Source organism: Brenneria izadpanahii (genome assembly GCF_017569925.1).
Lineage (GTDB): Bacteria > Pseudomonadota > Gammaproteobacteria > Enterobacterales > Enterobacteriaceae > Brenneria > Brenneria izadpanahii.
Genome location: NZ_CP050854.1, coordinates 3,586,639 through 3,603,092 on the forward strand (window position 1 = coordinate 3,586,639; position 16,454 = coordinate 3,603,092).

At 59.7% G+C, this 16,454-nt stretch carries 20 protein-coding genes and 1 riboswitch; of the genes, 4 read left to right on the forward strand and 16 right to left on the reverse strand.

Annotated features, from left to right (window positions below; genetic code table 11):
• Positions 1 to 4: 4 nt before the first annotated feature.
• The 15 genes from HC231_RS15980 to HC231_RS16050 form a co-directional block, all read right to left on the reverse strand.
• Positions 5 to 682 (reverse strand): energy-coupling factor ABC transporter transmembrane protein, encoded by a 678-nt coding sequence (locus HC231_RS15980; protein WP_208227734.1) that lies wholly within the window; start codon positions 680 to 682, stop codon positions 5 to 7.
• The gene (locus HC231_RS15985; protein ID WP_208227735.1) at positions 669 to 950 is read right to left on the reverse strand and encodes an energy-coupling factor ABC transporter substrate-binding protein; all 282 of its coding nucleotides are present in this window, start codon (positions 948 to 950) and stop codon (positions 669 to 671) included. Before HC231_RS15985 ends, HC231_RS15980 begins: the two co-directional genes overlap by 14 nt.
• Before the next feature lie 2 nt (positions 951 to 952).
• The gene (gene cbiM, locus HC231_RS15990) at positions 953 to 1,684 is read right to left on the reverse strand and encodes a cobalt ECF transporter S component CbiM (RefSeq protein ID WP_208227736.1); all 732 of its coding nucleotides are present in this window, start codon (positions 1,682 to 1,684) and stop codon (positions 953 to 955) included.
• Between the two features lie 166 nt (positions 1,685 to 1,850).
• Complete coding sequence (locus HC231_RS15995; protein ID WP_208227737.1) at positions 1,851 to 2,561, reverse strand: cobalt-factor II C(20)-methyltransferase; 711 nt, start codon at positions 2,559 to 2,561, stop codon at positions 1,851 to 1,853.
• Complete coding sequence (gene cbiK, locus HC231_RS16000) at positions 2,561 to 3,355, reverse strand: sirohydrochlorin cobaltochelatase (RefSeq protein ID WP_208227738.1); 795 nt, start codon at positions 3,353 to 3,355, stop codon at positions 2,561 to 2,563. Before cbiK ends, HC231_RS15995 begins: the two co-directional genes overlap by 1 nt.
• 1 nt (position 3,356) lies before the next feature.
• A complete protein-coding gene (locus HC231_RS16005; protein ID WP_208227739.1) occupies positions 3,357 to 4,154 on the reverse strand; it encodes a cobalt-precorrin-6A reductase in 798 nt (265 codons plus the stop codon).
• The gene (locus tag HC231_RS16010; RefSeq protein ID WP_208227740.1) at positions 4,151 to 4,876 is read right to left on the reverse strand and encodes a precorrin-3B C(17)-methyltransferase; all 726 of its coding nucleotides are present in this window, start codon (positions 4,874 to 4,876) and stop codon (positions 4,151 to 4,153) included. The genes HC231_RS16005 and HC231_RS16010 overlap by 4 nt, the downstream gene beginning before the upstream one ends.
• Positions 4,876 to 5,931 carry a cobalt-precorrin 5A hydrolase gene (gene cbiG, locus HC231_RS16015; RefSeq protein WP_208227741.1) on the reverse strand — a complete coding sequence of 352 codons (1,056 nt, stop codon included), beginning with the start codon at positions 5,929 to 5,931 and terminating at the stop codon, positions 4,876 to 4,878. The genes HC231_RS16010 and cbiG overlap by 1 nt, the downstream gene beginning before the upstream one ends.
• Positions 5,912 to 6,721, reverse strand: coding sequence for a cobalt-precorrin-4 methyltransferase (locus HC231_RS16020; RefSeq protein WP_208227742.1), 810 nt, complete (start codon positions 6,719 to 6,721; stop codon positions 5,912 to 5,914). The genes cbiG and HC231_RS16020 overlap by 20 nt, the downstream gene beginning before the upstream one ends.
• Entirely contained in the window at positions 6,714 to 7,283 is a 570-nt protein-coding gene (locus HC231_RS16025; RefSeq protein ID WP_208227743.1) for a decarboxylating cobalt-precorrin-6B (C(15))-methyltransferase, read from the reverse strand. Before HC231_RS16025 ends, HC231_RS16020 begins: the two co-directional genes overlap by 8 nt.
• Complete coding sequence (locus HC231_RS16030; protein WP_208227744.1) at positions 7,276 to 7,875, reverse strand: cobalt-precorrin-7 (C(5))-methyltransferase; 600 nt, start codon at positions 7,873 to 7,875, stop codon at positions 7,276 to 7,278. The genes HC231_RS16025 and HC231_RS16030 overlap by 8 nt, the downstream gene beginning before the upstream one ends.
• On the reverse strand, positions 7,872 to 8,996 hold the full coding sequence (gene cbiD, locus HC231_RS16035; RefSeq protein ID WP_208231373.1) for a cobalt-precorrin-5B (C(1))-methyltransferase CbiD: 1,125 nt from the start codon (positions 8,994 to 8,996) through the stop codon (positions 7,872 to 7,874). The genes HC231_RS16030 and cbiD overlap by 4 nt, the downstream gene beginning before the upstream one ends.
• Before the next feature lie 23 nt (positions 8,997 to 9,019).
• Positions 9,020 to 9,664 carry a cobalt-precorrin-8 methylmutase gene (locus tag HC231_RS16040; RefSeq protein ID WP_208227745.1) on the reverse strand — a complete coding sequence of 215 codons (645 nt, stop codon included), beginning with the start codon at positions 9,662 to 9,664 and terminating at the stop codon, positions 9,020 to 9,022.
• Positions 9,665 to 9,675: 11 nt separating this feature from the next.
• Positions 9,676 to 10,638: an adenosylcobinamide-phosphate synthase CbiB gene (gene cbiB / locus HC231_RS16045; RefSeq protein ID WP_208231374.1), complete on the reverse strand. Its 963-nt coding sequence runs from the start codon at positions 10,636 to 10,638 to the stop codon at positions 9,676 to 9,678.
• Between the two features lie 2 nt (positions 10,639 to 10,640).
• The gene (locus HC231_RS16050) at positions 10,641 to 12,053 is read right to left on the reverse strand and encodes a cobyrinic acid a,c-diamide synthase CobB (protein WP_246494544.1); all 1,413 of its coding nucleotides are present in this window, start codon (positions 12,051 to 12,053) and stop codon (positions 10,641 to 10,643) included.
• 113 nt (positions 12,054 to 12,166) lie between these two features.
• Positions 12,167 to 12,350: riboswitch (cobalamin riboswitch) on the reverse strand.
• Between the two features lie 445 nt (positions 12,351 to 12,795).
• Between HC231_RS16050 and HC231_RS16055 the strand changes: the two genes are divergently transcribed.
• The 4 genes from HC231_RS16055 to HC231_RS16065 all read left to right on the forward strand — a co-directional run bounded on the left by HC231_RS16055 (position 12,796) and on the right by HC231_RS16065 (position 16,121).
• Entirely contained in the window at positions 12,796 to 13,860 is a 1,065-nt protein-coding gene (locus tag HC231_RS16055; protein WP_208227747.1) for an NAD(P)-dependent alcohol dehydrogenase, read from the forward strand.
• 130 nt (positions 13,861 to 13,990) lie between these two features.
• A complete protein-coding gene (locus HC231_RS24165) occupies positions 13,991 to 14,113 on the forward strand; it encodes a hypothetical protein (protein WP_281397334.1) in 123 nt (40 codons plus the stop codon).
• Between the two features lie 81 nt (positions 14,114 to 14,194).
• Positions 14,195 to 15,268 (forward strand): threonine-phosphate decarboxylase CobD, encoded by a 1,074-nt coding sequence (gene cobD, locus HC231_RS16060; RefSeq protein ID WP_208227748.1) that lies wholly within the window; start codon positions 14,195 to 14,197, stop codon positions 15,266 to 15,268.
• The gene (locus HC231_RS16065; protein WP_208227749.1) at positions 15,261 to 16,121 is read left to right on the forward strand and encodes a GHMP family kinase ATP-binding protein; all 861 of its coding nucleotides are present in this window, start codon (positions 15,261 to 15,263) and stop codon (positions 16,119 to 16,121) included. Before cobD ends, HC231_RS16065 begins: the two co-directional genes overlap by 8 nt.
• Before the next feature lie 119 nt (positions 16,122 to 16,240).
• On the opposite strand, the gene HC231_RS16070 is transcribed toward HC231_RS16065, so the two are convergent.
• On the reverse strand, positions 16,241 to 16,399 hold the full coding sequence (locus tag HC231_RS16070; protein WP_208227750.1) for a hypothetical protein: 159 nt from the start codon (positions 16,397 to 16,399) through the stop codon (positions 16,241 to 16,243).
• Positions 16,400 to 16,454: the final 55 nt, after the last annotated feature.

Here is a 16,454-nt window from a genome sequence, read left to right on the forward strand (position 1 = left end):
CTTCTCACAGATGGAACTCTCCCTGGTACAGTTTGATCTCCAACGAAATCACCATCTGCTGGTAACGCATCATCACCCGCATGAACAGCATTCCGATCAGCATGGAGAGCGAGCGATAGCTGCTGCCCAGCGACGAATAGCCAAAACGCAGCGACTGCGCGCGGCGGATAGCCAGCGCTTCATCGAGAAAAATAAAGATAAAGCGCCAGGTCAGCAGGATCTGTTCCGTCAGCAGCTTCGGCGCCCGGCAGCGTTGCAGGATCTGAATCAACTGCGGAAACGGCGTATTCAGCACGAACCAGAAGGTCGCCGCCAGCGACGCCAAACTGCGCCAGAAGGTCTGATTCGCCGTATGCAATCCCTGCGCATCGATGCCCAGCCAAAACGATCCCAGAGGTATTCCCCACCACAGCGTTTCCGGCTGGCGTGACGCCGACAGCACTATCGCCGCCACGCCCACCGACAAGAACCCCAGCGGCACCGATAGCCATTTCAGATAACGCAGCGGGCCGACCCGCAGCAGCCAGCAGGTCAGCGCGGCGATAAACACCAGCAACAGCGCCTGATACAGCGGCGGGCAGGTCATCGCCAGCAGCAGAAACAGCCCATACAGAGCCAGCTTGCGCATCGGATCGACCTGCCGCCAGCGCCCCTGATAGCTTAGTTTGTCAATTCCCAGCATGGCCGCTGCGCTTACCCCGGTAATAACCAAGAATGTAAAAAATCACCGCCGCGCCTAGCGATCCCTGCAAAGTAAACAGCAGGCTTTCAATCTCGCTGCTGGCGGGTTCATACAGCGGCTGGAACCAGGGCCGGTAATCCGGCGCGGTTTGGCTAATCAGCGTTTCCGCTTCCCCATCGGAACCGCCGTATTCGCCGCCGTGATTGATAAAAAACGGCAGGATCACCAGCGCGATAACCAGTGATAACAGGATTAAATTCTTTTTCATATTTAGTGACTCCCGGCATGAATCAGCTGGCGTTTCGTCAACTGGTCGTAAATCATCACGGTAAGCAGCCCTTCGGCGATGGCGATCGGCACCTGCGTCAGACAGAAGATGCCCATGAATTTCAGCATCGACGCGGCGACGCCCAGTTGCGGATCGGGAAAGGCCGCGCCCAGTTGAAGCGACGTCACCAGATAGGTCGCCAGGTCGGCCAGCATGGCGCACAGAAATACCCCGACATCACGGCGGACCCCGGCTTTACATGCCAATTTCCATACCAGATAGCCGACAACCGGCCCGATGACCGCCATCGACATGCCGTTGGCGCCGAGCGTCGTCAGACCGCCGTGCGCCAGCAACAGCGCCTGAAACAGCAGGACGATCGCCCCCAGCACCGCCACCACGGTGGGACCGAACAGAATGACCGCCAGACCGACGCCGGTCGGATGCGAGCAGCTTCCGGTCACCGACGGAATTTTCAGGGCGGAAAGGACAAAGATAAACGCGCCGCACAGCGCCAGCAGGACTTTCTGGTTGCTGTCTTCACTCACGATCCTGCGCAAACGCACCAGCCCGGCGAACAAGCACGGCAGAAACAGCGCCCACCAGGCCAGCGCCCACAGCGGCGGCAAAAAGCCTTCCATGATGTGCATGGCGAACGCTTCCTGCGGCGCCGACATCAGCAGCAGCGCCGCCGCCAGACCGGATAGCGAGAGTTTCTTTAATTGTTGTTCCATTGATTACCCCTTAACAGGCTATCGTTTATTGCATTTTATTGCGGAATTACCCATTTTTTGCTTCCGCTCTCCCCATGAAGGTTCTCCATAAGTGGGATATGCCGCATCGGAGAATATTGCGTGCGCGATAAAGCCGTCATTGCCCCCTGCAAGCGGGTTGCGGCCGTCATTCGCTGCGCCACTGCTTATTCACTAGGATCGTGGAGAAATAGGGCAGCGGCTGGTCATCGGTTACCTGATCCAGCCGCCGCCAGCACTGTTCGCCCGGCAGCGAGGCATCGGCCATCAGCAGAGCGTGTTCAAACAGATCCAGACGCGCCAGCAGCGAACGCACCTCGGCGAAACGGCCATAGACCTTCATCAGCACCACGCAGTCGTGGGTCAACAGCGCTTGCTCCAGATCCGCTTGCGGCGCGGTACAGGGCATTACCGCCAGCGACTGCTGTTCCATCGCCAGCGGCATTGCCGAACGCGCGGCGATCGCCGCAAACGAGGTCACGCCCGGCACAATTTCCAGCCACGGCTGGCGGCCGATGCGCGCCAACAGAAAAACCCAGGTGCTGAATAACATCGCGTCGCCGAGGGTAATAAACCCGACCTGCTTGCCGTTTGCGACCTCATCCGTCAGTTGCCGGGCGATATCATCCCAGACCGCTTCTTTCTCCGCGTTATCGGCGCTCATGGGGAAGTGATTGGTGCGGATCTCCGTCTTTGGCGACAAATATTCCCGGATGATGGAGAGCGCCAGACTATCGCCGCCTTTGCGCCCAGCCGGCGCATAAAGAATATCGAGCTTGCCGATCAAACGGGCGGCGCGCACGGTGATCAAATCGCTGGCGCCGGGGCCGACGCCCAACGCATACAGTCTGCCGGTCATTACGCCGCCTCCTGCTGTTTATCATTCAGCGCCGCGTCAAGATGACGGGCGAACATCTGGCGGATTTGCGGGTTCTCTCCCAGCCCTTGCAGCCAGCAACAGGTTTCGATTCCCGCCGCTTCCAACTGCGATTTCCACGAGCCCTCGTCGTCCGAGGCCATATCGTTGATGGCATGATCGCCGGCCACCAGCATCAGCGGCATCAGGTGAACCTTGCGTATGCCCTGCCGTTGCAGACGCTGAACGATGTGACCGACTTCCGGGTAGCTTTCCACCGCGCCCACCAGCGCCGGAAAGTTGCGCGAGGCCATCAGGTGATCGAGACAGGCATAGGCGGAAAACGCGTGATGACTGGCGCCGTGCCCCATAAACACCACCCGTTCATCGGCGGCCAGCGGCGGCATCTGCGCCTGAAGCGCGTTCATCAACTGCTGGTAGTCATCAAAGCTGCTGAGCAACGGCGCGCCTAGCGCCAGCCGTTGAAAACGCGAACGATAGGCGCGCACTTCCGCCGCCACTTTTTCGTATTCATCGCCATTAATCACATGCAGCGATTGGATAGCCACATCCTGATAGCCTTCATCCGCCAGCCGTTGCAAAGCCTGAGCGGGGTTGTCAATCCGCACATCGTCGCGCTCGCGCAGCTTGCGGATAATCATTTCCGACGTAAAAGCCCGGAACAGGCGGCGATCGCCGTAACAGGACGACAAAAACCGTTCGCAGGCATCGATATTCTTTTCCCGCGTTTGCGGGTAACTGGTGCCAAAGCTAATAATCAACAGTGCTTTTTTCATTTTATGATCCTCGTTGCGCCCGCCAGCAGGACAACTGCTCAAGGAACGCATCCAGCGAAGCGATGCGTTCCGCTGGCGCGGCGTCGTCTGTTATGACCGGGCGGCATATCACGATGCAGGGAATATTCAACGCCAGACAAGGAGCGACCTTTTGTTGATAGCCACCCGGCGCGCCGGATTCTTTGGTGATCATCGCATCGGGCCGGCAGTGCTCGTACAGCGCCTGATTAAACGCCGCGCCAAACGGCCCGCACTGGGCGATAATCTGCTCCACGCCCAGCCCCAGCGCTTCGCACTGCGCCAATACCGCGGAGGTCGGCAATACCCGAACCAGCAGATACTTATCCGGCAAATTCCGCCGGTACTGCGCCAGATCTTTACTGCCGGTGGTCAACAGCACCCGCGGCCCAAGCCGGCGGGCGATCGCGCAGGCCGCGTCAAGGCTATCCACCTTATGCAGCAGCGGATGATCGATGGCGTCAATGTCGCTGGGGCGCTGATAGCGGGTCAGCCGCAGCCGCAGCCGGCTACAAGCGGCGGCCACGTTGTGATGCAGCACATCGGCGTAAGGATGGGAGGCGTCAATCACCCAGCGAATCCGATGCGCGGCGAGGTACTCCGCCATCGCGTCCTGATCCATGCGTCCGACCACCACTTCGCCGGCGATGTCGCCCGCCAGTTGTTTTCCCGTTTCCGTGGCGACGGACAGGCGATAGGCTTCGCCCGCCGCATCCAGCGCCTGACAAATCAGCCGGGCATCGCTGGTGCCGCCGAAAACATGGATAGCCGGGCCGCTCACAGCGCATAGCCTCTCGGGGTGATCATCAGTCCGTCGCGGCAATAGGTGGTTTTATTGCCGACGATCACCAGACTGGTCATATCCACCGGCGTGAAATCCATTTCGCCGAACGTGGTGATCCATTTTTCCTCTTTCTTACGTCCGGCGGCCTTAACCACGCCAACCGGCGTCTGCGGCGCGGTCCAGGGACTCATCAGCTCGAACGCCCGCGCCAGATGCCCTTCGCGGCCGCGGCTGCGCGGATTATAGAAACAGATAACAAAATCGGCCTGCGCGGCGGCAACGACGCGTTTTTCAATCACCGGCCACGGCGTCAGCAAATCGCTCAGGCTGATATGGCAAAAATCGTGCATTAATGGCGCGCCCAGCAATGACGCCGCGGCGATGCTGGCGGTGATGCCGGCCACCAGTCGGACTTCCAGATCCAACTGTTGCTGGCTGACCAGTTCCAGCACCAGCCCGGCCATGCCGTAAATGCCGGCGTCGCCGCTGCTGATCAGCGCCACATTTTGGCCGGCCTGCGCCAGATCGATAGCCGTCTGGCAGCGTTCGATCTCCTTGCACATGCCGGTTTTGATCACTTGCTTATCGCCGGTTAACGGCTTCACCAGATGGGTATAGGTTTTGTAGCCCACCACGATGTCCGCCTCGCGGATGGCGGCAATGGCCTCCTGCGTCATCATAGATTCACTGCCCGGCCCAATGCCGATTACGGTTAACATTAATGCGATACTCCCAGGGTAATGGTGACCCCCTGCTGACGCAGGGTATTGCCGACCAGCTTGCCGTCGCTCATCAGCCAGGCGACCGGTTGTGAAACGCTGCCGACGCCGACGGTTCGGCGTACAAATTCAGAAGCGGGAAAGCGTTGTTCATGCGGGCTGAGCTCATCAACGCTGAACAACTCGAAGGGAACCCGCCAGCGCTGCGCCAACTGGTTCAACGCGGGTTCATCCCGCTTGATGGCGGCGCTGCCGATGGCGCGCAACGCCAGCGGATCAAAATGGTTTTCCGCCAGCTGCTGCGACAGCAGCGCAACCAGCGTCTGCAACGAGGTCGCCCGGCGGCAGCCGATGCCCGCCACCACGCGCTTCGGCACCAGCTTGAAAGTCGGCAGGGGAAGTTCGGGCAAGGCGTCGCGCAGCGTAACGCACACCAGCGCATCCAGCGGCGGCAACGACTCCAGACTCTCCACCGAAATAAAACCGCGCACATCGCAGCTTGACCGCGCTTCACGCAAGGGCTCATCCCACCACAGGCCGACCTTGCGATCGCTGACCAGCATGTGATTCACCACTTTCACCGCATGGCGAAAATCCTGCATTTCCGCATCCAGCCGCACCGCCAGCGTATCCAGCGCCGCCATCTGATTGACATCCGTGGCGGTGGTGATCACCGGATCGGCGCCCAGCACCCCCGCCAGATAGCGGGTCAACGCGTTGGCGCCGCCGACATGACCGGAGAGCAGGCTGATAACATGCCGTCCCTGCTCGTCAATCACCACCACGGCCGGATCGGTCATCTTATCGCTGACCAGCGGCGCGATGGCTCGCACCGTGATGCCGGTAGCGCCCACCACAATCAGCGCGCTATAGCTTTTGAACGCTTCGCGCAGCGTGTCGCCGAAGCTGCCGTTAAACGCCGTGAAACCGGGCTCCAGCAGCTTTTCGCTGGTGAAACAGGTCAGCGGCAAATGCGTTTGCAAGCGCCGGGCCAAACGCACGCCGCCGGGCGTCAGACAGAAAACGGCGATCGATTCAGGCTTGACGGTATTCATGGCTAAACTCCGCGTCATAGAGTCTGGAATAGTGGTATTCATCGCCCAGGAAGGCGCCGACCAGAATCAGCGCCGTTTTACGAATGGCCGCGGCCTGCACCCGTTCCGCGATGTCGGCCAGCGTGCCGCGTACCGTGCGGCTTTCCGGCCAAGTGGCTTTGTACACCACCGCAACCGGCGTGGTAGCCGGATAACCGCCGGCGGTCAGCCGCTCCACCACCCCGCCGATATTCTGTACCGACAGGAAAATCGCCATTGATGTCTGGTGTGCGGCAAAGGCTTCCAGCTGTTCCAGCGGCGGCATCGGCGTACGCCCTTCGATACGGGTGATCACCAGACTCTGCGCCACTTCCGGCACGGTGTACTCCACGCCGAGCTGCGCCGCCGCGCCCAGAAACGCGCTCACGCCGGGAACGGAAACGAAGCCGATATTCTGTTGCGCCAGCGCTTCGCTCTGCTCGCGGATCGATCCGTACAGCGAAAGATCGCCGGTTTGCAGTCTCACCACCAGCTTGCCCGCGCGCGAACTATCCGCCATCAGCGATACAATCTGCTCCAGCGTCATCCCGGCGCTGTCGTAACACGCCGCCTGCGGCCGGCAGTAGTCGAGTAGCTCGGTGTTAATCAACGATCCGGCGTAGATCACTACGTCGGCCTGCTGCAATAAACGGTAGCCTTTAAGCGTAATCAGCTCGCGGTCGCCCGGCCCCGCGCCCACAAACCAGATTTTGCGGGGATCAAACGTGCGCTGTTGTGTAGCCTGTTGCTGTGTCTCTTCATACTCAGACATGTGTTCCCTCCTTGCAGCAGGAAATAAGATAGGTAGGATTATTCGGTTTAAAATAATGACCGCCGCCGAGCGGCGTCAGAGACGAAACCTGGAGTTGCATACACGCCAGCGACGCGACATTCAGCGACTGCAAATGCGTCAGCGCCGTATTGAGGTTATCCAGCAGAATAAAGGTCAGCGCCAGTCGGCCGCCGGGATGTAAATGCGCCAAAGACCAGTCGATAAGTTCCGTCAGCTGTCCGCCGCTGCCGCCGATAAATACCGCATCCGCCATCAGTTCCAGCGGTAACGGCGCCGCGCCGGCGATAATCTCCACATTGCCGCAATCGAACCGCCGGCGATTCTCTTCAATCAGCGCCAGCGCCGCCGGATTGCGTTCAATCGCGGTCACCTGAAGATGCGGAAAACGCAGCGCCGCTTCCAGCGACACGCTGCCGGTGCCCGCGCCGACGTCAATCAGGCGCTGAGCGCCCGTCAGTTCCAGCCGTTCCAGCGCCAGCAGCCGCACCGCTTCTTTGGTCATCGGCACCCGCTGGCCGCGCAAAAATTCATCGTCATTCATTGAGGATCACCACCACATTCATGTCATAGCGTTGCGCCACCTTCTCCGGCGGCAGGCGATGGATACGTTCATCCGGCAGCGACAGGTTTTCGCCGATAATCAGCGTGCGCGTCAGGTTTCGTTGCAGGATGGCGTCGGCGATGGCCCGCGGCCCGATAGTTTTGTCGGTCACCATCGCCACCTTGTCGTGTTGCAGGATCCAATCGAAATCCGGCGTGCGTCCGTGGCTGCTGGCGAGATAAATATCATTCATATCCAGCGCGACGCGGGCGCACAGATACTGCACGGCGCTGATGCCGGGCACGATCAGCAGTTCATCCGCGGCGAAATGGGCGGACAGACGCTTGCCGATGCCGTACAGCAAGGGATCGCCGGAGGCGAGCACCGCCACCTGACGGGATTTATGCTCTTCAAGCCACGCCAGCAGCCCGTCGATATCGGCATCCAGTTTGCGGGTCCGGCCGGTAAAGTCAGGAAACAGCGCCAGATGACGCGCCCCGCCGACCAGGATGTCGGCGGCGGCGATCGCCTGCCGCGCTTGCGGCGTCAGATGCGCCAGAGAACCGGGGCCAATGCCCACCACCACAATCATCGCAGCGCCTCCACGATATCGGCCAGCGGCCGGTTGGCTCCCAGCACCTGGTTATCAAACGAGAACAGAATGGCGTCGACGCACGGCGGATCGTTGGAGAAGCGCATCATCTCGTTTACCCGTTCGCAAATGCGCCCGGCGATGCGGTGATACACCGCCTGCAGGCCGTGTTGCGCAATCACTTCCATCGCCGCTTCGGTGGTATCGCACTGATTGACCGCCAGCAAAACATCCTGGGAGGCGCCCATCAGCGCCAGATTGGCGATCAGGGTTTCCATGCGCCCGTCGGCGATATGGCTGTGGGTGTGGAAAATCCCCGCCGCCACCTTGACCAGCTTGCCGGGATGGCCGATCAACGCCACATGGCGGAATTTAAGCCGCACGGTTTCCTGCAACATGTAGCCGACAAAGTTGCTCATGGTCACCACCCGCTGTCCATCCAGCCCAAGCTGTTCGCGCACGAACCGCTCGCCGTGATTGCCGGGCACCAGAATGACCCGATCTTCGCCGTCGGCGCGCTTCATTTCCAACTCCAGCGCCAGCGAGCGTTTCCAGCTCTCTTCCGACATCGGCGTCACGATGCCGGTAGTGCCGATGATGGAGATCCCGCCGAGGATCCCCAGGCGTCCGTTGTAGGTTTTCTTCGCCCGCTCTTCGCCTTCCGGGGCGAAAATTTCTATTTCCGCGCCGCGCGTCGGGCCGATCGCCTCGCGCACCGCCGCTTCAATGGTTTGCAACGGCGTGCGATTAATCGCCGGGCCGCCGACCGGCAGGCCAATGCCTTTACGCGTGACGGTGCCCACGCCTTCCCCGCCGCGAATATGAATATCGCCGTGATCGCACAGGGTGACGCGGGCGAAAATCAGCATGCCGTGCGTGGCGTCCACATCGTCCCCGCCGTCTTTGCGGATCGCCGCCGTCGCCTGCCGGCCTTCAATCAACGGTTGTTCGACGTTGAGATACAGCGTCACGCCGGAGGGAGTGACGATGGAAACCTGATCGATCACCTGCTGGCGCAGCGCCATCAGCGCCGCCACCTTGGCCGCGGCGGTCGCGCATGAGCCGGTGGTGTAGCCTTTACGGTACTGCTTGCCGTTGCGCCAGACGCTGTCCAGCGTCATTGCCGGCTTTTGCGAATCGGCGTTCACCGTTCCTCCCGCATGCGATACAAAACGGCATTGACGATGGCGGCCGCCACATTGCTGCCGCCCTTGCGGCCGCGCGCGGCAATGCACGGCAGCGCACTATTGATCAGCGCCTCCTTCGACTCCGCCGCCCCGACAAACCCTACCGGCACGCCGATAACCGCCAGCGCCGAGGCCGGTTTTTCCGCGGAATGTTCCAACAGCCGGAACAGCGCGGTAGGCGCATTGCCGAACACAAACAGCTTGCTGCCCGGCTCTTCCAGCGCCACATCCACCGCCGCCATCGAGCGCGTCATATTCCCGGCCTTCGCCCGCTCGACCACGCGCGCATCGCTGATAAAGCAGCGGCACTCGCAGCCCAGTTTCGCCAGCAGCGTTTTATTGATGCCCGACAGCGCCATAGTGGTATCGGTGTACAGCGTGCAGCCGGCGCGCAGGCCGTCGGCGATCCGCGTCACCACCTCCGGCGAGAAATGCAGGGTGTCCAGCCAGTCGAAATCCGCCGTGGTGTGGATCACCCGCTTAACGATCGCTTCGCGATCCGCATCGGCGAAACGGTAATCGGGCCGCTCGCTGGCGATGATGTCGCCGATAATGACAAAACTTTGCCGTTCGATGTCCTGCGGCTGCTGAAGATAGTTCATGTGTCCGTTCCTTATGCCGTCATGACCGACAGCAGAAAATACGCGGCGCTAAACAGCATCAAGGCCAGTAAGGAAGCGACCTTCATCAAATTGATGCTGCGCGGGATATCGTTCAGGGTAATCTCCCGGCGTTCATCGCCGATCCAGGGTTTCTCCACCCGCTCGCCGAAATAGTTGTTCGGCCCGCCAAGCCGTACCCCCAACGCGCCGGCTACCGTGGCTTCCGACCAGGCGCAGTTGGGGCTGGAGTGCTGATAACGATCGCGCCAGCCGATGCGCCATGCCTGCCGGTAATCATCCTTCAGCAGCCAGGCCGCCGCGCTCAGCAGCAGCCACCCCAACCGGGCGGGGATATAGTTCGCCAGATCGTCCATCCGGGCGGAAACATAGCCGATCGACCGGTACTTCGAATTTTTGTAACCCACCATCGAATCCAGGGTATTCACCGCTTTGTAGGCCATCGCCAACGGCGCGCCGCCCAGCAGCAGGAAAAACAGCGGCGCAATCACGCCGTCGATACTGTTCTCCGCCACGGTTTCCACCACCGCCCGGGTGATTTGCGGTTTTTCAAGCTGCGAAGTATCGCGCCCGACGATCCATGAGAGCTGTCGGCGGCTCTCTTCCAGCGTTCCGTGCCGCAATGCCTGATGAACCGCCAGCGCCGCATCGCTCAGGCAACGCCCCGCCAGACAGGTGTAAATCATCCACACTTCCGCCAGCCAGCCGAGCCACGGCTGGATCGCCGTCAGCAGCGCCAAAACGCCCCAGCTGACTCCCCAGGCGATGCCCACCACGGCCAGCCACAGCAATCCGCCGCCCAGCTTAAGCGCCCGTTCGCTGCGGCAGCAGGCGCGAATGCCCCGTTGCAGCCAGGCGATCAGATTGCCGATCCAGCGCACCGGATGCGGCCAATGCGGGGGATCGCCCAGCCAATAATCAAGTAAAAAAGCGACGAGCCAGGCCGCCAGCGTCAAGGTCATAGCGGCCTCCGGGCGGCGGAAAGCCAGCGATCGAGCACGCCGGGACGCTGGGCGAAATGAATATGCAGATAGCCGGCATAGGTCTGATCGAGCTGATAACCGCCCTGCCACTGCTGGATCACGGCGCCGTCGCGGGATTTGGCGCAGTCGAAGACGGGAGATAGCGACGTGGAAAAATCGGAGTAATGGAATTCATGACCGCGCAGGATCTCGCCCGCCGCCGCCAGCAGCGTATCCTGCTTCGCCTGCGCCTGACAGTAGCCAAAGCGGGTCAGCCGTTTTCCCATCCGGCTTTCGCCGGGCAGAATCCCCGTCATGGCATGACGCTGTCCATCAGGGGTAGTCAGCCCCGATCCCAGATACATCAGGCCGCCGCATTCGGCATACAGCGGGATCCGGCGCTGATGCGCCCGATGCAGGGCGCGGTGCATCGCGGTATTGGCCGCCAGCTGCGGCGCGTAGATTTCCGGATAGCCGCCGCCGATATAAATCATCCGGCAGTCGGGAAGCTGGCGATCGTAAAGCGGGCTGAAACGCTGAATACGTACCCCGGCCTGCTCCAGCAGATCCAGATTGTCCGGATAGTAAAAGTTGAAGGCTTCGTCATCGGCCAGCGCCAGCGTCAGACCGTCGGCCAGTTCGGGCGCCGGCAAAGCGGGCGCTTCGCCGTCGGGGAATACCGTGTTGCCGCACAGCGCCAGCAGACGGTCTACTTCGATGGTTTCTTCCACCTGCCGGGCCAACTGCCGCCAGCGGAGATCGTCATTAGCCTGTTCCTGCGCCGGGATCAGACCGAGGTGACGGGAAGGCAAAGTCACCTCTTCCATGACCGGCAGCCGCCCCAGCACCGGGATGCCGCAATAGTGTTCAATGGCGTGGCGAATAAGCGCGTAGTGCTGCGCCGAGCTGACGCGATTAACAATCACGCCCGCGATGGTCAACGCCGGATCGAAACGGCAAAAACCCATCACGGTGGCCGCCACCGACGTCGATACCGCTTTGCCGTCCACCAGCAAAATCACCGGGCACCCCAGCTGCTTCGCCATCGCCGCCGTGCTGCAATAGTCCGGATCGGCGCCGTAACCGTCATACAGCCCCATCACCCCTTCGATTACCGCTACATCGGCATGACGCATATGCTGGTTATATAAACCGTTTAGCGTTGCCGGCGGCAGCATAAAGGCGTCCAGATTGCGGGAAGCTACGCCGCATACCGCGCTGTGCCAGCCGCTGTCCAGATAATCCGGCCCGACCTTGAAGGGCTGGACGGCAAGCCCGCGCCGCATCAGCGCCCGCAGAAGCCCCAGCGTGACGGTGGTTTTGCCGCAGCCGCTGCCGGTGCCGGCGATCACGAAGGCTTTTTTATCCGTCCCGGTCCGATCCGGTTTTTTTTCACTGAAGCCTGACATAAAAAATCCCGACGTTTCGGCCGGGAAATGCAGTGTCACAAGAGTACGCGCAGCCAGCATCGCTGATGCACGCATCGGATGACAACCCGCTTCCCACCGAAGGAGTTGAATATATACATACAGACTGTCAGGTCGGTCTTCTGGCTTAGCGTCAACCTCCCCCGCGCCTTCCCAATCATACGATCAGTGGCTTTTACGGGGTTGTCGGCATCACAGCAGCGGGGGCTGCGGGGGAATTTCACCCCCTTCCCAGCAGAATCATTTGAAAAGATTCTTACCTGACAGCGATATCATGGCTATTTCACTTTTATCTTTTTATTAACACCACATTAACGTTTATATATCTGTTATATATTTTTACATAAGGTAATAGTCGTCATTCCCGCCTGCCGACTCAGGGATGACGACGGCGGTATTCATAAGGATGAAGTTTATAAGATCGCTTTGCGCTCAAACTCAATATAGCCCTTTCATAGCAAAAAAATGGCGAACTTTATTTTTTAACGATGCCCCTTTTCGCGCCGGAATAACAAATTATTGTTCTCTTCATCGCGAAAATCCTCGCTATTCAGGCCGGTATGACGAAGGCCAAATAGCAAAATTTTGTCATCGTCCGTTATGCCGCTCAACCATGCCGTAGGAACTCATCACAAATTCATACCCCCATTAATCAAGATATGCATCATACTGGATCCAGGATTCAATCCCTTGATGTTGTGCAATAAATGGAGAGGAAAATCGAATGCAAAATATACGTGGTTTTGCTGCGCTTGATGCCGCCAGCCCGTTAGTTCCACATCAGTTTGTCCGCAGAGATCCGCGAGAAGATGATGTAATCATCGATATTGTTTATTGCGGCGTGTGCCATTCCGACATCCATATGGCGCGCAACGAGTGGAAAAACAGCCATTACCCCCTCGTCCCCGGACATGAAATCATCGGCAAGGTCGTTGGCGTGGGTAAATCAGTCACGCGATTTAAACAAGGCGACTGGGTCGGCGTCGGCTGCATGGTGGACTCCTGTCAACAGTGTGACGCCTGTGAAGACGGCCTGGAACAGTATTGTGAAGAAGGTATGACTCTGACCTACGGCGCGGTCGACCGTCACGATGGCCTGCCGACCTTCGGCGGCTATTCCGAGCGTATCGTCGTTTCCGATAAATTCGTGCTGCGCCTATCCGATAAGCTGGATATGAAATCCGCCGCGCCGTTGCTGTGCGCCGGGATCACCACCTACTCGCCGCTGCGCCACTGGAATGTCGGACCGGGCGATAAAGTCGCCGTTGTCGGTCTGGGCGGACTGGGACACATGGGGCTAAAGTTTGCCAAAGCCATGGGGGCTGAAGTCACGCTATTCACCCGTTCGCCAGGCAAAGAGCAGGAAGCGCGCCGCCTGGGCGCGGACCGCGTGATCATCTCCTCCGATGACGCGCAGATGAAAACCGCCGCCAACACTTTCGATATCATTCTTGATACGGTGCCGATGCAGCACGATCTCAATCCCTATCTGGCCACGCTGGCGCGTGACGGCACGCTGATCCTGGTCGGGCTGATTGAGCCGATTGAACCGACGGTACACAGCGGATTGCTGGTCATGGGCCGTAAGAACATTGCCGGCTCCCTGATTGGCGGTATTCAAGAAACACAGGAAATGCTGGACTTTTGCGCCGAACACGGCATTAGCTGTGACGTTGAGATGATCAACATGCAGGATATCAACACCGCCTACGAGCGCATGCTGAAGAGTGACGTGCATTACCGCTTTGTGATTGAAATGGCTTCTCTGAAACAGAGTTTCCAGAGTTGATTATTTATCCCCGTCAGCTTTCACGTTGCTGAAAGGCTTTCCCCAGGGATGGGGCGAGTAATCGCCTACCTGCTCAGCAAACAATCCCACTTACCGGCGAAAGCGCCTGACGACGGCGAAAGCCTCAACGTTGGCAAATCTGGGCGCGCCCGCATTCATCGTCATCGGCGAAATGACGCGGCTCAGTTCGGTACTGGCCTTCGCGCCGGAACGCCTGGCGTTAACCGCCATCCCCTCGCTTATGGTACTCTGATGCCGGCAATCGGCCGTGGAATGCGTTTACGCAGAGCGGCGATAATGGGCTTGTCGGCAGTCTGAGGAATATAGCGATATCATGAGCGAACACGGCGGCAATATACTGGAAATGGCATTAAAAATCGGCGTGGATGCCAACGACATTATCGACTTCAGCGCCAATATCAATCCGCAGGGCATGCCGGAATCGCTAAAAGCGGCGATAGTCAGCCAGCTTGAATTCGCCGAGCGCTATCCCGATGTGGAATACCGCAAGCTGCACGCTGCGCTTGCCCGCGTTCACGGCTGTGAGGCCGGCAATATTATCGCCGGTAACGGCGCTACCGAGCTGATTTATGCCGTAGCGCAGTATCTTCAACCACGCCGGGCGCTGCTGCTGACGCCGGGATTTGCCGAGTACCGCCGCGCGTTGCAGCGAGCCGGCTGTGTGATTGACGATTACGCCATGACGGAAGCGGATGGCTTTCAGCCCGATGAGCGGCTGCTGGCGGCGCTGGACAATACGCACTATGACTGTCTATTTATCGCCACCCCCAATAACCCGACCGGCCTGATGCCCGATCCCCAGTTGCTTTTGACCATCGCCGAGCGTTGCCAGCAGCGGCGAACCGCGCTGATCGTCGATGAAGCCTTTATCGACTTTCTGCCCGGCGCGCCGGGGCTTATCCCGCACCTATCCGCATTCCCTCAGCTTTATATTCTGCGCTCGCTGACCAAATTTTTCGCCATTCCCGGCCTGCGTCTCGGCTATCTGGTCAGCGGCGATCGGGACGCCATCAGCGCGATGAAACGCGCGCGCGAACCGTGGACCATCAATGCGTTCGCCGCGCTGGCCGGGGAAATTATTCTGGACGACCGCGCCTATATCGCGGCGACGCACCGCTGGCTGGCCGAGGCGCAGCGCTGTCTCTATCAGGAACTGTGCGCCATGCCCGAGCTTCGCGTCTGGCGGCCGGCGGCCAACTATATTTTTCTCCAGTGTCTGCGACCGGAAATCGCCCTTCAGCAAGCGTTGCTGGCACACCGTATTTTGATCCGATCGTGCGCCAACTATCCCGGTCTAACCTCTAGCCATTATCGGGTCGCCATTAAAAGCGACGCCGACAACAGACGGCTGATTACGGCGCTGCATCAGGTTTTCGGCCATGGCTGAAGCGCGTTGCCCCGCCTCTTGCGGCGAACTGATCCAGGGCTGGATCCTCGGCGGCGAGAAGCTGATTTCCTGTCCGGTGGCATGGTTCAGCACCGTGTCGGTTACGGATGGCGAACCGGGATTGCATGAACGCCCGCGAATGCGGCGCATGCTGGAAACGGTAGTCGCGCATTTCGGTCACCCCACGGATATGACGCGCGGATTGCACATTGACTTTACTTCCACCATTCCGGTAGCCAAAGGAATGGCCAGCAGCACCGCCGATATTGCCGCCACCGCGCTGGCCGCCGCCCGTCATCTTGGCGAAACGCTGGATGAAGCGGCCCTCGCCGCGCTATGCGTGCGGCTGGAGCCAACCGACAGCACCCTGTTTCGCCAGCTTACGCTGTTTGATCATCAAACCGCTGAAACCGCCATTTCCTGCGGCTGGCCGCCGGCTATTGATATTTTGCTGCTGGAAAGTCCGCAAACGCTGGACACCGCCGACTATCACCGTCTCGATCGGCGGCAAGCTCTGCTGCATCACGCCGGCGAGCTGGAGCGCGCCTGGCGGTTGTTCCGCTCGGCGGTTGCCGCGGAAGATCGCCACCGGCTGGGGGAAGCCTGCGCTCTCAGCGCCATCGCCAGCCAGCGACTGCTCATCAAACCGGCCTTTAACGATTTACTGGATGTGGTCGAAGCCAACGGCCTTTACGGCTTGAATGTGGCGCACAGCGGCAGCGTGGTCGGGCTGCTGCTAGATCGCCGCCATCATGATGTAGAGAAAGTAAACCGGCAGCTACATCAGCGCGGGATTACGCGGCATTACCCTAATCAGTACCTGCTGCCGATGATCGCCGGCGGCGTGCGGTGATGGAAGCATCGTTATTGCCGCCAACGTAATAAAAGAGAAAACGTGATAGGGGATAATAAAAAACAGGCAGGGGGAACCTGCCTGTGAATGCTATTCATGCCTGGTGCGGCGGATAAAACTTAACGTGGTCCCATCTGGCTGCCGTGCACATCCTGGAAGCCAGGACCGCCGCCGTGCCCACCGCCGCCATGACCGCCGCCGCCCGGAGGCGGAAACAGACAACCACTCAGCGCCGTGATTAATGTAATCACCCCAATGATTTTAAATATACGACTCATGTTTACCTCAGTGTTGACGGGATATCACGAGCGCATCATAGGAGGGTAACAATCA

Bases quoted from the DNA above. Each gene is read 5' to 3' on its own strand.
- HC231_RS15985 (WP_208227735.1), bottom strand. From the start codon at position 950: ATGAAAAAGAATTTAATCCTGTTATCACTGGTTATCGCGCTGGTGATC.
- HC231_RS16010 (WP_208227740.1), bottom strand. From the start codon at position 4,876: ATGTTAACCGTAATCGGCATTGGGCCGGGCAGTGAATCTATGATGACG.
- cbiK (WP_208227738.1), bottom strand. From the start codon at position 3,355: ATGAAAAAAGCACTGTTGATTATTAGCTTTGGCACCAGTTACCCGCAA.
- HC231_RS16050 (WP_246494544.1), bottom strand. From the start codon at position 12,053: ATGTCAGGCTTCAGTGAAAAAAAACCGGATCGGACCGGGACGGATAAA.
- HC231_RS16070 (WP_208227750.1), bottom strand. From the start codon at position 16,399: ATGAGTCGTATATTTAAAATCATTGGGGTGATTACATTAATCACGGCG.
- cbiD (WP_208231373.1), bottom strand. From the start codon at position 8,996: ATGACGCTGGACAGCGTCTGGCGCAACGGCAAGCAGTACCGTAAAGGC.
- cbiG (WP_208227741.1), bottom strand. From the start codon at position 5,931: ATGAATACCGTCAAGCCTGAATCGATCGCCGTTTTCTGTCTGACGCCC.
- HC231_RS16055 (WP_208227747.1), top strand. From the start codon at position 12,796: ATGCAAAATATACGTGGTTTTGCTGCGCTTGATGCCGCCAGCCCGTTA.
- HC231_RS15995 (WP_208227737.1), bottom strand. From the start codon at position 2,561: ATGACCGGCAGACTGTATGCGTTGGGCGTCGGCCCCGGCGCCAGCGAT.
- HC231_RS16065 (WP_208227749.1), top strand. From the start codon at position 15,261: ATGGCTGAAGCGCGTTGCCCCGCCTCTTGCGGCGAACTGATCCAGGGC.
- HC231_RS15980 (WP_208227734.1), bottom strand. From the start codon at position 682: ATGCTGGGAATTGACAAACTAAGCTATCAGGGGCGCTGGCGGCAGGTC.
- cobD (WP_208227748.1), top strand. From the start codon at position 14,195: ATGAGCGAACACGGCGGCAATATACTGGAAATGGCATTAAAAATCGGC.
- HC231_RS16030 (WP_208227744.1), bottom strand. From the start codon at position 7,875: ATGATTGTGGTGGTGGGCATTGGCCCCGGTTCTCTGGCGCATCTGACG.
- cbiM (WP_208227736.1), bottom strand. From the start codon at position 1,684: ATGGAACAACAATTAAAGAAACTCTCGCTATCCGGTCTGGCGGCGGCG.
- HC231_RS16020 (WP_208227742.1), bottom strand. From the start codon at position 6,721: ATGTCTGAGTATGAAGAGACACAGCAACAGGCTACACAACAGCGCACG.
- HC231_RS16025 (WP_208227743.1), bottom strand. From the start codon at position 7,283: ATGAATGACGATGAATTTTTGCGCGGCCAGCGGGTGCCGATGACCAAA.
- HC231_RS16040 (WP_208227745.1), bottom strand. From the start codon at position 9,664: ATGAACTATCTTCAGCAGCCGCAGGACATCGAACGGCAAAGTTTTGTC.